Below are 12,612 nucleotides of genomic sequence, written 5' to 3'. Positions count from 1 at the left end.
CGTGGCTCTGGTGATATAGCTCAGTTGGTTAGAGCATAGCATTCATAATGCTAGGGTCGGTGGTTCAAGTCCACCTATCACCACCAAAGATTCACCAGGAATGGCCTGAACCGGCAACGGTCCAGGCCATTTTTGTTTTCAATCCGGTCCGGCAGCTGCAAATCCCTCACCAGGCCGAAGTGCTCCAGCACTCGCAACGCCCACCAGCCCGGATCCCATTCGCCGTCCGCCAGGCCAAGCCGTGCCGAATGCGGGAAAGCGTGGTGATTGTTGTGCCAGCTCTCGCCCATTGTCAGGAGCGACGTCCAGCGGATGTTGCGCCCCTGGACGGCGGCATCCTGGACTTCACATGCCAGCTCGCCATGGTTGTGTGCGAAATAGCCGATCAGCCAATGGCCAGTCACACCGGCTGCAATGCGGGCGCAGACGCCCCAGCAAACGAAGGCCCAACCGCCCCACAGGTAGAACAGTATCGCCAGCGGCAGTTGCTGAAGCATCCAGGTGCGCTCCAGGAATCGATAGAACGCGTCATCGGCAATTCGCCGCTCGATGCGGATTGCGGGCGGGTGCTCGAGCACCAGCTCGCAGTGCAGCTGCCACCATGCGTCGCCTAAAAATCCGGAGCCGTGCCTCAGGTAAGGATGGCAGTCGCGTTGGCGCTGCGCATAGTCGCGCAGCTCATGCTGGCGCAGCAAGCCGATCGGCCCGGCCAAGCCGACCTGCACACCCAGCCACACCAGCAAATACTCAAGCCATTTGGGGCAGGCAAAGCTGTTATGAATCAGCTTGCGGTGGCTGCCCAGGGAATGTCCGAACAACAGGACAACAGCCGTCGCCCCGGCAAACAACACCATCGCGGGAAGCAGCGGATACACAAGCACGCCATATGCGGCGCCTGCATACATCCCAAGCAGCCAAAGCGATTTCGCTGGCGCGTAACGCACCTGGCCAACGCATACCGATGCCAGGTCCTGGCTGTCGACGCGATGATTCCTGATGACATTACGAATCTTCTTCATGCCGGACTCCCTTCTTTTTTGCGGCCATCGCCCGCGACTCGCGTTTCAGGGGCCGCGATACCGGGCACACCTCGAACGCGTAGCCAGTCAAGGTGTTGACCAGGTTATCGCCGTTCAGTTTGTAGAACACAAACTGCCCTCGCCTTTCGCTGCTCACCAGGCCAGCGTTTTCCAGCACGGATAAGTGCCTGGAAATCGCGGGGGCGCTGATGCCGAATTTCTCTGCCAGGTCGGAGGTCGAAAGCTCCACCTCCGACAGGTAAGCGAGGATCAGGCGTCGTGGTTTGGACGCAAGTGCGTCAAAGACTTTATCGAGTTCCATCATTGCACAATTAACTAATTCGTTAATAGTTAAATCCTTTTGCGGGCGAAAGTCAAGCCTGAAAAAAAATGCCCGCTGATGCGGGCGTTCGACTTGGAACGGATTCAGTCCCTGGGCAGACCAGAAGCATTCCGCCGCAGGCTGGCCAGGCAGCCGGCCAGTCCAATCGCCAGCAGCGCGATGCTCGATGGCTCCGGAACATCCTCGGCCTGCCCCGGTTCCGCGTAGAGGAAATCATCCATCACCACCACGTCGTCGTTCGGATTGCCAAGCACGCCATTGGCCGTGATCGTATTCAAGCCTGATGTGATCCGGACCCGGGCGATCCTCTCGCCTGCATTGGCGAAGCCGCCCAGGAAACTCAGGCCCTGGTTGCCGGCGACCAGGACGTCATGGGAATAGATCAGCACATTATTCTCATCGAAGAACTGGATCCGCGACACGCCGGCAGCTTCAACGTCGACAAAGACCGCCCCGAAGGCGCTCGTGGTGGCTGCGGTATTCGTGCCCGGATTGAAGAAAGTCACATCCGTGGTATTGCTGTTGATGGCGGTGAACAGGCGCTGTGCGCTGAATGCCTGGAAGTCGGACGGGAAGCCGAATAAAGTGGGCGTGCTCCCTCCCGCGTTGGCGCTCACCATAAAACCGGTTCCGGGAGTGCTGAACACGACGCCGCGCGGCGAATTGACGTTGAAGAAGTTGGCCGGCAGGGCATTCGGGTCGGCGAAAGCATCGGGCACGCCGTCCCAGTTGATTTCGCGGCGCAGTCCACCGAAGGAGCCATTTGCACCGGCGACCGTCCCGCCACCGATCGCGCCACGGAAGGCATCGCGAGTTGCGGTAATTGCAGCGGCGTTTGGGCCTGCAGACTCGAACGTTATGAAGGCAGCCGAGGCCGCCTGAGACGCCAGTGCGCCAGCCAGGAATACGGATGCAATAGGCAGTTTCATGAACCCTCCACGCATGAGCAGGAAATCCCCTGTCCATGCGTGGCAGCATCAACTATGCCAGCGCTTAAAGGCCGCGATAAGAAGATGAATTTATTGCTGTTTTTTCAGAGTGCCGAGCAAACAGCAAGTCGAATGTAAAATTCTTCGACATCAATAGTTCACCGCATAGTCTTTGGGGAAGGGCTGGTTGCTGAAGGCTTTCTTCTGGGTCCAGTCCAGCGATGGGGTGGTCCAGAAGGTGTCCGTAGCGGGCAAGCCAAGCGCCAGCAGGCCATTGGAGGCGATGTACATGCTGCCGCTGTTCGAGTACACGTCCGCGATTTGCGGATTGTGGCCGGCGAAACCCAGCGTCAGGAAACCTTCCTTGGTGAAGTTGCTCGGGTTGGTCCAGATAGCCTTGTGCACGGCGTGCAGCGCTGCCCTCACCTGCCCTTCCGGCAGCGATTCCGGCAGCTTTTTGCGCCAGGCCAGCAAAGCCAAGGGCTGGAAGGCTGCGGTGCGGTAGGTCAGCGAGCGGCCAATGGCGGGATAGCTGCCTTCCGGCGACACCATGCGTTCCAGGTGTTCGCAATAGCGCTGCGTGCGTTTCAGCGTTTGCGCCAGCAGTCCTTCCGGCTTCTCATAGAACACGGCCACCGAGGCTTTTTCCGCCTGTTCCAGGATCTCCAGCAGCATCGGCCACATCACGTAGGAGTTGTAGTAGTCGTAGTGGAAGGCATCGCCGTCCTTGATCCAGCCGTCGCCCGCATACCATTCGTTCGCCTTGCGCACGCCCGCATTCAGGCGCAGGACGTCGCCCTGCTCGCCGATCGAGAACAGCCAGGCTTCATTCATCGCGGCGAACAACAGCCAATTGTTGTACGGCAGCGAGTAGCGGCGCACGCCCTTGATCTCTTCGATGATACGCTGCCGGGTCACGGCGTCGAGCGGTTCCCACAAGGCCTTGGGCGCGCGCATCAAGGCATTGGTGTAGTAGGCCGAATCGACCAGTGTCTGGTTGGTCGAGCGCCAAGCCAGGTAATCCGGACTGGCCGGATCGACGGAGTTGGCAAAGCTTTGCAGCGCCAGTTCGCGCACGTGCCGGCGCGCCTTGCCCTCCGCGCTGTCATCGTCCGGCAGCGCCAGCCAGGGCGCGATACCCGACATCAGGCGGCCGAAGCATTCGAGATAGCTGACGCGCGGGTCCAGCCCTTCGGCCCAGCGCGGGCTCAGTTCGAGCACGAAGGTTTTTTTGAGCTGGCCCTTGGACATCGCCTCCAGCACCGGCAGCGCCATCTTCAGCAGCAAATCGACCAGGTAGGCGCGCTGGCTGCCGTCCTGCTTGAACAGCGGCGCGGCCCGCACGGCGCCGCTGGCGCCCACCAGCCCTGCCACAGTGGCGATCACGCCCATGAAATCCCTACGTTTCATCTTCTTCTCCAAAATGAAAAAACCTGCCGCCCTCGTGAGGCGGCAGGAACCAAGCCCTACGGGTTTCAGGCTTAGAAATTAAAGTCGGCGCGCATCGCGACGTAGCGCTGGTAGTCACGCGCCGGAGTCCAGGTGGTCTGGTTCACAGCCAGCGGCGTATTCGGCGCTTTCACGCTCCAGACGCCAGCAACCGAGTTGCCCAGGCCTGCCGCATAGGATTTATTGAACACATTGTTCACGGTGATGGTGAACTTGAACTTGTCCTGCTTGTCCTTGATGCCCGCGCCGAGATTCAGGATGCCATAGCCGCCCTGGATCGTCATTGGATCCTGGTTCAGGCTGAACTGCGTCGCGCTCTGGTAGCGGTAGGCGCCGGTCACGAAGGCGTTGTACGAGTAGTCGGTTGGGATATCGTACTGGCCGCCCAGGTTCAGCTTGAACTTGGGCGCATTCGGCATGGTGGCGCCATCGAGGTTGGCGACAGGGTTGTTGCCGAATTTTGGATTCGGTGCGCAATTGCCACCATTCATGGCATCGGTACCAGCCGCATTAGGCACCTTGTAGCATGGGCCGTTTTCGAAGTCGGTGATCACGGCCTTGGTGTAGGCGAAAGCACCGTTCAGCGTCAGCTGGCGGGACACACGCCAGTTCAGGTCTGCTTCGAAGCCGCTGGTGCGCAGGCCGCCAACGGAATGCAGGATTGTGCGGAAGATACCGTCAGGATCGATCTGGCCAGCCGATTGCTGGAAGCCCGTGAAGTCGGTCTTGAAAGCAGCCAGGTCGAGAGACATTTTGCCATCCAACAGGCCCAGTTTCAGGCCGGCTTCCACGCTGTGCGCATTTTCGCCCGGCACCGGCTGGGTCTTGGCGATCGCGCCGTTGAAGCTGGAGGTCAGGTCATACGCCAGGCCTTTGTGGCCGGTCGAATAGGTCAGGTAAGCCATCGCGTCAGGATTCAGGCGATGCTCCAGGCCCAGGCGGCCGGTCTTGTCGGTGCTGCCGTTGTTACCTTCAAGGTACTCGGTCACGCTGCGAGGGTTGGCTGGCGGCGGGGTGTAGCGGGTGTAGGTATAACCCACGTCTTCCCGGTTCACGCGCAGGCCTGCCACCACGCTGGTGGCCGGGGTCAGCTCGTACGATGCCTGGCCAAAAATCGCATAGTTGGTGTTGTATGCAGTCGCCGCGTAATCGGTCACGTAGCTGGTGACCGGTGCGCGCGTCAGTGCACGCTCCAGGTCATTCTTCGCGTACCACAGGCCGCCCACGTATTTCAGGGCGCCCTTGTCCGGAGAAGTCAAACGCAGTTCGGCGGTGCGCGCGGTCACATCGAAAGTGCCGTACTGGTACAAGCCGCCATGGAAGCCGGTTGGCTGGCCGCCCACCAGCATGGATCCGAGGACGTCGTAGTCGGTAGCGTCGCCATCCTGCGCATCAGCCATGTGGTAGTTCGACCAGGACGTGATCAGGCTCAGCGTGTGCTTGGCCAGCAGGCCGCCGTCGTCGAAAGCATAGTTGACCTTCAGGCCGGCGCCCTTGTCACGGGCCACGCCGCCGATCGGATAATCCATGCGGACGCTGACATTGTCAGGGCTTGGATTGATACCCCTCAACAGGGTCGAAGCCGGCAATGCGGTGTTGTTCTGATACAGGCCGCCCGGCGTCATGCTGGTCAATGGCGAAACGCAGCAAGCCACATTGGAGCGGCTGGCGTGCGGGCTGAGGGTCACCTGCCAGTTATCGTCCGGCGCCCATTCGAACTTGCCCACGAAGTCGGTGCTGGTGCTGCCGTTCATGCGGTTGCCATCGGCCAGGTTCTTCACCACACCGTCAAAGGACGACTTGCTGACAGCCATGCGCATGCGCAGGGTATCGCTCAGCGGACCGGAGACCGAGCCCGAAGCGCGCCATTCGCCATCATTGGTCAGGTAGGTGCTGACGCGGTTTTTCCACACGCCGTCGATCGGCTTGGTGGTGATGTTGATCGCACCGGCGATGGAGCTCTTGCCCAGCAGGGTGCTCTGCGGGCCTTTCAACACTTCGATGCGGAAGGCATCGGCCAGGTCCTTGAAGGCATTCGCCTGGAGGGCGTAAGGAATATCGTCGACGATCACCGACACGTCCGATTCAACGCCGATGCCGAACGAGAAGGTGCCAATGCCACGCATATTGATGCTGTTATTGGCCTGCTGGGTCGATACCGAAACAGTCACCGCCGGCGACAGATTAGGCAGGTCGCCCACGTCGCGCACGTTGTTACGCTGCAGTACAGCGTCGTTCAGGACCGTGATCGCGGCCGGAACGTCTTGCAGGTTCTGGGCACGTTTGTTGGCGGTCACCACCACCTGCTCAAGCTTGGCGTTGTCGGCGGCAGGTGCTGCATCCGTTGCCTGCTGTGCGTGGGCCAGGCTAGACAGGGCGATAGCCACGGCTGCGGCCAGGGGGCGTGCGACCGGAACCGCGCGCGGGTTTTGCTGGGTACTCACTAACTTTTCTCCTCATTGTGCGAACGTTATCATGCCCGCTTTTAAAAAAATGCCGTTGTTTTCGGCTTTTTGTCTTTCTCAATGAGTTAACGTTATCAATATGGGAATACAAAAGCAACAAGTGCTTTCGATTATCTTGCAAGTGACGCGTGCGAGCAACAGCTTCGAAAGAAGGTCAGGCGCCCGCAATCTGGGCGAAGCCTTCACGCAGCTCGTCGGCGTCTTCCGGCCGGACCACGCGCGCTACTTCTTTGCCGTCTTTCAGGAAGATTACGGTGGGCCACAGCTTGACGCGGAAAGCACGGCCCAGCACGCGGCCAGGGCCATCTTCCACCTTGAAGTGAGGGATGTTGGCGTACTCGCTGTACGCCTCGGCGATGACAGGCTGGGCGCCGCGGCAGTAACCGCACCAGTTGGTGCCGAATTCCAGCACCGCCGGTCCGGTGAGCCCGTCGATGTCGGCGCGGGTGGGCTGCTCTTGCTGGTACACGGTTTCCATCATGCGGCCCACCTTATCACGTTGGCGAGGGCTTATGCGCCCGGCTGGATCTTGCCATCCACTACGCGCGGCACGTTCTGCGGGTTGGCGTTGGCCAGGGTCGACGGCAGCGCCCACTCCGGCGCGTCCTGGTAGCACACCGGACGCAGGAAGCGGTCGATCGCGGTCGCGCCAACCGACGTGCTGCGCGGGTCCGAGGTCGACGGGAACGGGCCGCCGTGCACCATGGCGTGCGCCACTTCGACGCCGGTCGGGAAACCGTTGAACAGGATGCGGCCAGCCTTGCGCTCCAGCGTTGGCAGCAGGCCGGAAGCGATCTCGCGGTCGTCGGCGTTGGCGTGCACGGTGGAGGTCAGTTGGCCTTCCAGATGCTCGGCGATGCGGCGCATATCGGCCGCGTCGCGGCAGCGCACCAGCACCGAGCTTGGGCCGAAGTTTTCGTCTTCCAGCGCAGGCGTGGAGAGGAAGGTCTCCACGTCCGTGCTGTACAGGTGCGGCTGCGCCGCGCAAGCGGTGCTGCCAGCGCCGCCTTGGGCCAGCAATTCCACTTTATCCAGCGCGGACAACTTTCCTACACCGGCTTCGTAGGACTTGTGGATGCCGGGAGTCAGCATCGTGGTCGATGGCTTGGCTTGCACCGCAGCCGCCGCAGCAGCCGCGAATTCATTCAGCTCAGGTCCTTCCAGCGCGATCAGCAGGCCCGGATTGGTGCAGAACTGGCCGGAGCCCATGGTCAGCGAATCGGCAAAGCCTTGCGCGATACGGGCAGCGCCAGCCTTCAGTGCGCCCGGCAGCAGGAATACGGGGTTGATGGACGCCATTTCGGCATACACGGGAATCGGCTCCTTGCGCGCCTGGGCGATGCGCACCAGGGCCAGGCCACCGCCACGCGAACCGGTGAAGCCAACCGCCTTGATGGCAGGATGCGCCACCAGGTCGCCGCCGATCTGCACGTCGCCGATCACCAGTGAGAACACGCCTTCATGCAGGCCGCAGTCGGCCACGGCTTTCTGGATCGCCTTGCCCACCAGTTCGGAAGTGCCGGGGTGCGCCGGGTGCGCCTTCACCACCACCGGGCAGCCGGCGGCCAGTGCGGAAGCGGTATCGCCGCCAGCCACTGAGAACGCCAGCGGGAAGTTGGAAGCGCCAAACACGGCGACAGGGCCGACGCCGATCTTGCGCATGCGCAGGTCTGAGCGCGGCGGCACGCGTTCCGGCAACGCGGAATCCAGTGTCGCGCCCAGGAACAGGCCATCGCGCACCACTTTGGCGAACAGGCGCAATTGGTTCACGGTGCGGCCGCGCTCACCTTCCAGGCGGGCTTGCGGCAGGCCGGATTCCTGCATGGCGCGCTCGATCAGCTGCGGACCGATATCGATGATGTTCTGCGCAATCTGCTCCAGGAACTGGGCGCGCTTTTCCAACGTGGTTTCGCGGTAGGAGTCGAATGCCTGCGCTGCGAGTTCGCAAGCGCGCTGCAGGTCGGCCGGCGTCGCCATGCCAAACGCTGGCTCGATTTCGATATTGCGGGCCGGGTCGGTGGCCTTCATCTGGCCTGCACTGCCCTTAAAGGCGGCTTGTCCGATCAGCATTTCACCTGCGATGTGCATTCTTTACTCCTTGAATTGGGGAACGGCAGGGCCGAAAGTTTACTTTAAATTGCGACAAGGGTCTGTGCGCTTTTGCACCGGAACCTTGCGGATTTCGTCATAGCTGCCCACCACGCCATCGGGCTCGATAAAACCTATGGTGCGGACATTCAGCCGGGGTTCAATAGCATTCAGCCATCGCGGCACGCCGATATCCTTGCGCACATGGCCATTGCCAGCGATGAGCACTACGTCGCGCGGCTGCTGTTCGCGAATCAGCTTGGCCATCCAGATGTCACGCGCCACCTGGGCATTGACCATGCCGGGCAACATGATTTCGGAGACCATATTGCAGTGGCCTTCCTGGATGGCTTTTTCCTGGCCGCGCCGCAGGTCGGGTGGCAGCGGGTCTTTCAGTTTGTAGGCTGCTACGGTGGCGGCGTCGAAACTCATGGTCAGGCCATCGCGCACCACTTTCGACGCATCGGCGCGCGACAGGTTGGCCGCGACAATCGGCAGCTTGTTGGACAGCGCCAGGTCGATCACCGGGTAGTAGAGCTGCCAATCCCAGCCCTTCTTGTCCATCGCCTTGATCAGGCAGTAGGCATCCAGGCAGCCCTTTTGGGCTTCATCCAGCATGGCCTGCGAGTCGCGGTCGAACTGCTCCATGGCGATGACGGGGCGCCAGCCGGCTTCCACGCGCTGGCGCAGGTCGTCATAGCGCAGCTTATGGCCTTCCTTGTTGTCATGGACTTCCCCAAGCAGCAACACTTGCGGGTTGGAGATGGTGGCAGCGGGTGCCGTGTAGGTGATGGGTTGTTTGCTGCTGCAGCCGGCCAGCGCCAGGCTGGCCAGCAGCAATGCGACGGTGTGTAGCTTCATCGATGCTCTGTCAGGCTATCCTCGAAAGCGTCTAGTCTAACAGGGCGTGGATGGCTTTGCCGATCTCCTCTGCATGGGTTTCCAGCGCAAAGTGACCGGTATCGAGCAGTTGCACGATCGCTTTCGGGTTGTCGCGGCGATAGGCCTCGGCGCCCGGCGGCGTGAAGAATGGATCGTTTTTGCCCCAGATGGCCAAGGTCGGCACCCGCGCTTTGCGGAAGAACTCCTGGAATACCGGATACAGCTCGAGGTTTTTGCGGTAGTCGTAGAACAGCTCCAGCTGGATGTCGATATTGCCCGGGCGCGCCATCAGGGCCGAATCCAGCGTGTAGGACTCCGGATCGACTTGCGACGGATCGGCCACGCCATGCGTGTATTGCCATTTGGTCGCCTCGGGCGTCAGGAAGCCGCGCATCACATTGGTGTTTTCTTCGTTGGGATCGGCCCAGTGTTTGCGCATCGGGCTCCAGCCGTCGCTCAGGCCTTCCAGGTAGGCATTGCCGTTTTGCGAGACCAGCGCTGTGATGCGTTCCGGTTTGGCAGCGGCCAGGCGCAGGCCGACCGGGGCGCCGTAATCAAACACGTACATGGCGAATTTATCCAGCTTGATCGCCTGCAGGAAGGCTTCCATGGTGCGCGCCAGGTTGTCGAAGGTGTATTCGTAGTTGCGTTCCGCTGGTACTTCTGTGAAGCCGAAACCTGGCAGGTCCGGTGCGATCACGCGGTACTTGGTCGCCAGCAGCGGAATCAGTTTGCGGAACATGTGGGAACTGGTGGGGAAACCATGCATCAGGAGGATGGCCGGTGCGTCCGGAGCGCCTGCTTCGCGGTAGAAGATGTTGACGCCGTCTGCCTGGATCGTGCGATTCATGACTAACTCCATAAAGTTTGTTTTGATGGTTACAGGATCACCCGAGCCGAGTAACTTGTCAAGCATTATTTTGATGGTTACAATGAAAAACAGGAGGACAACGAGATGACCGAGTTTTATGGCGACCACCCGGCGCTTGATCTGATGAATACTGTAGTGCAGGGTGAAGAAACGTGGCATACGGATGCCGATGTGATGGCCTGGCTGGCCGAGGCCGGCGAGCGCGGCGCCGCCACCGCCCCGGGAAAACCAGGCGAGCTGCTGGCGGCTGCGCGCGCGCTGCGCGAAACCATCCGCGCGGCGGTATCGGCACGCAAGGCGGGCACAAAAATCGACGTGAAGGCGCTGAACGCGGCGCTGGAGCATGCCCGCAGGCATATGGTACTGGTGGAAGAAAGTGGGGACGGCCTATCGCTGCAAGCACAATACGCAGCCGATACGCCGCAGCAGCTGCTCGCGCCGCTGGCCGAAGCAGCCGCCCACTTGCTCGCGACCGCCGACTTCACTTTGGTGCGCAAGTGCGAAGACCACGCTTGCACCCTGTGGTTCCTGGACCGCACCAAGTCGCACCGCCGCCGCTGGTGCAGCATGGCCTTGTGCGGCAACCGCAACAAGGTGGCGGCCTTCCGCCAGCGCCAGCAGGACGCTTAAGGCAGCAGGAAATCCACCAGGCTGCGCACCCGCAGCGGCAGATGGCGCGCGTGCGGGTAAATCAGGAAGAACGGCCGCGTGCAGCCGCCGTACTGCGGCAGCAGCTCGACCAACTCCCCGCTGGCCAGTTCGCGCTCCACGCTGAAACGATAGGTATGTGCAATGCCACCGCCATGCAGCGCCATCGTATTAATGCCCAGGAAGTCTTCCGCGCAAACCACGGCATCGCTGCCTGCCAGTTCCACCTTCTCGCCATCGCGCATGAAGGTCCAGGGCACCATGCGGCCCGTACTTGGCAGCACGAACTGAATGCAGTCATGCCCCGCCAGGTCTTCCAGCGACTTCGGTTTGCCGCGCCGTTTCAGGTAGGCGGGCGAAGCCACCAGCACCAGTGCAGCATCTTCCAGCTTGCGCGCGACCAGAGTTGAATCCTGCGGTAAGCGGCCGCGCACGGCCAGGTCATAGCCCTCATCCGCGAAATCGATATTGCGGTTGCTGATGTGGACTTCGACCTGCACTTCCGGATACAGCAGGCGGAATGCCGCCAGCCGTTCCAGCAGGCGGGAGTGCGCATACGGCGTCGGTGCACTGATACGCAGCTTGCCGGCCGGCGCGGCCTGCTGCCCTGTCACTTCGCGCTCGGCCTCTACCAGTTGCGACAAGGCTTCACGGCACTGCTCGAAGTACGCCTGGCCGCCATCGGTGAGCCGGATCTGGCGCGTGGTGCGCACGAACAGCCGCACGCCCAAGCGCTCTTCCAGCCGTGAAATTGAACGGCTCACCGCCGCCGGCGTCACGCCTGCGACCGCCGCCGCCGCAGTGAAACTGCCCTGCTCACCCGCCAGCACGAACAGCTCGATGCTGCCCAGCTGCACATCGTCGAAATTACGCTGCATTCATTACTCCATGTATCAAGTTATTTGCACGGAACCATATTTATCACCATCTGCGTCATAAGTATAGTGGACTCACCTTAACCCAACCATGGAGTATCAAATGACTAAAACTGCAATCGTCACCGGCGCCTCGAGCGGCCTCGGCTTTGCCATCGCCAAGGCTTACCTGGCACGCGGCTACAACGTGGTCGGCAATGCCCGCACCATGGATCGCCTGCAAACCGCAGCGGCCCAGCTGGGCAACCCGGCCAACTTCCTGCCAGTTGCAGGTGACATCGCCGCACCGGAAACGGCCAAGGCCCTGTTCGAGCAGGCAGCCGCCCGCTTCGGCAAAGTGGATATTCTGGTCAATAACGCGGGCATTTTCATCGCCAAACCCGCTGTCGACTACACCGAGGATGATACCGACGCCATCGTGGCGACCAACCTGAAGGGTTTCCTGTTCCCGGCGCAGGAAGCGATCCGCCACATGGAGGCGAACGGCGGCGGCCACATCGTGAACATCACCGCCAGCCTGGGCGTAACGCCGGCCAAAGCCACCGCCCTGCTGCCGGTGCTGATCAAGGGCGGCCTGAACATGGCGACGCGCGCTCTGGCACTTGAACTGGCGGGCAAGAACATCAAAGTGAATGCGGTGGCGCCTGGCATCATCAGCACGCCATTGCACGGCACCGACACGGCGACGCAGGAATTCCTGAAGGGACTGGTGCCGACCCACCGCCTGGGCACGGCGCAGGATATCGCCGATGCTGTGCTTTACCTGACCGATTCCACCTTCATCTCCGGCCACATCCTGACCGTGGACGATGGCGGCTCAGCCGGTAACTGGTAAGGCAGGCTTATAGACCGCACACGCTGTGAATATTGGTGAAGGCGACTCCACTGGCAATAGCGCGCCCAATGCACGTGACTTTTTGCCAGCCATTGTCGGCAATCGCAAAGCCGCCAATTACCAGGGCCAATACCACGGCGCCAAGGATCAGGGCGCCGCGCAGCGTGTCATTCATCTTCATTACAGGTCTGACAAAATTGTGAACAAC

Annotated in this window: 13 protein-coding genes and 1 tRNA gene; 3 read left to right on the top strand and 11 right to left on the bottom strand. The window is 61.3% G+C overall.

Annotated elements, in window-relative coordinates:
* Window positions 1–9 precede the first annotated feature (9 nt).
* Window positions 10–86, top strand: a tRNA-Met gene (locus tag GM658_RS07145).
* On the opposite strand, the gene GM658_RS07140 is transcribed toward GM658_RS07145, so the two are convergent.
* The 9 genes from GM658_RS07140 to GM658_RS07100 form a co-directional block, all read right to left on the bottom strand.
* On the bottom strand, window positions 78–1,019 hold the full coding sequence (locus GM658_RS07140) for an acyl-CoA desaturase (protein WP_155453319.1): 942 nt from the start codon (window positions 1,017–1,019) through the stop codon (window positions 78–80). The two genes, GM658_RS07145 and GM658_RS07140, sit on opposite strands and share 9 nt — an antisense overlap.
* Window positions 1,003–1,344: an ArsR/SmtB family transcription factor gene (locus GM658_RS07135; protein WP_229416796.1), complete on the bottom strand. Its 342-nt coding sequence runs from the start codon at window positions 1,342–1,344 to the stop codon at window positions 1,003–1,005. The genes GM658_RS07140 and GM658_RS07135 overlap by 17 nt, the downstream gene beginning before the upstream one ends.
* 101 nt (window positions 1,345–1,445) lie before the next feature.
* Window positions 1,446–2,291, bottom strand: coding sequence for a PEP-CTERM sorting domain-containing protein (locus GM658_RS07130; protein ID WP_155453318.1), 846 nt, complete (start codon window positions 2,289–2,291; stop codon window positions 1,446–1,448).
* Between the two features lie 150 nt (window positions 2,292–2,441).
* A complete protein-coding gene (locus GM658_RS07125) occupies window positions 2,442–3,701 on the bottom strand; it encodes a DUF2264 domain-containing protein (RefSeq protein ID WP_155453317.1) in 1,260 nt (419 codons plus the stop codon).
* A 71-nt stretch (window positions 3,702–3,772) separates the two neighbouring features.
* Window positions 3,773–6,184 carry a TonB-dependent receptor gene (locus GM658_RS07120; RefSeq protein WP_155453316.1) on the bottom strand — a complete coding sequence of 804 codons (2,412 nt, stop codon included), beginning with the start codon at window positions 6,182–6,184 and terminating at the stop codon, window positions 3,773–3,775.
* Between the two features lie 175 nt (window positions 6,185–6,359).
* A complete protein-coding gene (locus GM658_RS07115) occupies window positions 6,360–6,683 on the bottom strand; it encodes a thioredoxin family protein (protein ID WP_155453442.1) in 324 nt (107 codons plus the stop codon).
* A gap of 32 nt (window positions 6,684–6,715) precedes the next feature.
* Window positions 6,716–8,293 (bottom strand): aldehyde dehydrogenase (NADP(+)), encoded by a 1,578-nt coding sequence (locus GM658_RS07110; RefSeq protein WP_155453315.1) that lies wholly within the window; start codon window positions 8,291–8,293, stop codon window positions 6,716–6,718.
* Window positions 8,294–8,332: 39 nt separating this feature from the next.
* Complete coding sequence (locus GM658_RS07105; protein ID WP_155453314.1) at window positions 8,333–9,154, bottom strand: ChaN family lipoprotein; 822 nt, start codon at window positions 9,152–9,154, stop codon at window positions 8,333–8,335.
* A gap of 31 nt (window positions 9,155–9,185) precedes the next feature.
* Window positions 9,186–10,025 carry an alpha/beta fold hydrolase gene (locus GM658_RS07100; RefSeq protein WP_308612935.1) on the bottom strand — a complete coding sequence of 280 codons (840 nt, stop codon included), beginning with the start codon at window positions 10,023–10,025 and terminating at the stop codon, window positions 9,186–9,188.
* A 105-nt stretch (window positions 10,026–10,130) separates the two neighbouring features.
* Between GM658_RS07100 and GM658_RS07095 the strand changes: the two genes are divergently transcribed.
* Window positions 10,131–10,676 carry a CGNR zinc finger domain-containing protein gene (locus tag GM658_RS07095; protein ID WP_155453312.1) on the top strand — a complete coding sequence of 182 codons (546 nt, stop codon included), beginning with the start codon at window positions 10,131–10,133 and terminating at the stop codon, window positions 10,674–10,676.
* On the opposite strand, the gene GM658_RS07090 is transcribed toward GM658_RS07095, so the two are convergent.
* Window positions 10,673–11,572: a LysR family transcriptional regulator gene (locus GM658_RS07090; RefSeq protein WP_155453311.1), complete on the bottom strand. Its 900-nt coding sequence runs from the start codon at window positions 11,570–11,572 to the stop codon at window positions 10,673–10,675. The genes GM658_RS07095 and GM658_RS07090 overlap by 4 nt on opposite strands.
* A 100-nt stretch (window positions 11,573–11,672) precedes the next feature.
* On the opposite strand from GM658_RS07090, the gene GM658_RS07085 reads away from it, so the two are divergent.
* Entirely contained in the window at window positions 11,673–12,404 is a 732-nt protein-coding gene (locus GM658_RS07085) for an SDR family NAD(P)-dependent oxidoreductase (RefSeq protein ID WP_155453310.1), read from the top strand.
* Window positions 12,405–12,411: 7 nt separating this feature from the next.
* Here GM658_RS07085 and GM658_RS07080 read toward each other — a convergent pair whose 3' ends face one another.
* Entirely contained in the window at window positions 12,412–12,585 is a 174-nt protein-coding gene (locus GM658_RS07080) for a hypothetical protein (protein ID WP_155453309.1), read from the bottom strand.
* Window positions 12,586–12,612 lie beyond the last annotated feature (27 nt).

This window comes from Massilia eburnea, from assembly GCF_009720745.1.
Classification (GTDB): Bacteria; Pseudomonadota; Gammaproteobacteria; order Burkholderiales; family Burkholderiaceae_D; genus Rugamonas; species Rugamonas eburnea.
The sequence above is the reverse complement of the archived record's forward strand: the minus strand, read 5'-3'. Positions and strand labels throughout refer to the sequence as shown.

Coding starts and splice junctions, on each gene's coding strand:
- GM658_RS07140 (WP_155453319.1), bottom strand. CDS start 1,019: ATGAAGAAGATTCGTAATGTCATCAGGAATCATCGCGTCGACAGCCAG.
- GM658_RS07135 (WP_229416796.1), bottom strand. CDS start 1,344: ATGATGGAACTCGATAAAGTCTTTGACGCACTTGCGTCCAAACCACGA.
- GM658_RS07130 (WP_155453318.1), bottom strand. CDS start 2,291: ATGAAACTGCCTATTGCATCCGTATTCCTGGCTGGCGCACTGGCGTCT.
- GM658_RS07125 (WP_155453317.1), bottom strand. CDS start 3,701: ATGAAACGTAGGGATTTCATGGGCGTGATCGCCACTGTGGCAGGGCTG.
- GM658_RS07115 (WP_155453442.1), bottom strand. CDS start 6,683: ATGGAAACCGTGTACCAGCAAGAGCAGCCCACCCGCGCCGACATCGAC.
- GM658_RS07110 (WP_155453315.1), bottom strand. CDS start 8,293: ATGCACATCGCAGGTGAAATGCTGATCGGACAAGCCGCCTTTAAGGGC.
- GM658_RS07105 (WP_155453314.1), bottom strand. CDS start 9,154: ATGAAGCTACACACCGTCGCATTGCTGCTGGCCAGCCTGGCGCTGGCC.
- GM658_RS07100 (WP_308612935.1), bottom strand. CDS start 10,025: ATGAATCGCACGATCCAGGCAGACGGCGTCAACATCTTCTACCGCGAA.
- GM658_RS07095 (WP_155453312.1), top strand. CDS start 10,131: ATGACCGAGTTTTATGGCGACCACCCGGCGCTTGATCTGATGAATACT.
- GM658_RS07090 (WP_155453311.1), bottom strand. CDS start 11,572: ATGCAGCGTAATTTCGACGATGTGCAGCTGGGCAGCATCGAGCTGTTC.
- GM658_RS07085 (WP_155453310.1), top strand. CDS start 11,673: ATGACTAAAACTGCAATCGTCACCGGCGCCTCGAGCGGCCTCGGCTTT.
- GM658_RS07080 (WP_155453309.1), bottom strand. CDS start 12,585: ATGAAGATGAATGACACGCTGCGCGGCGCCCTGATCCTTGGCGCCGTG.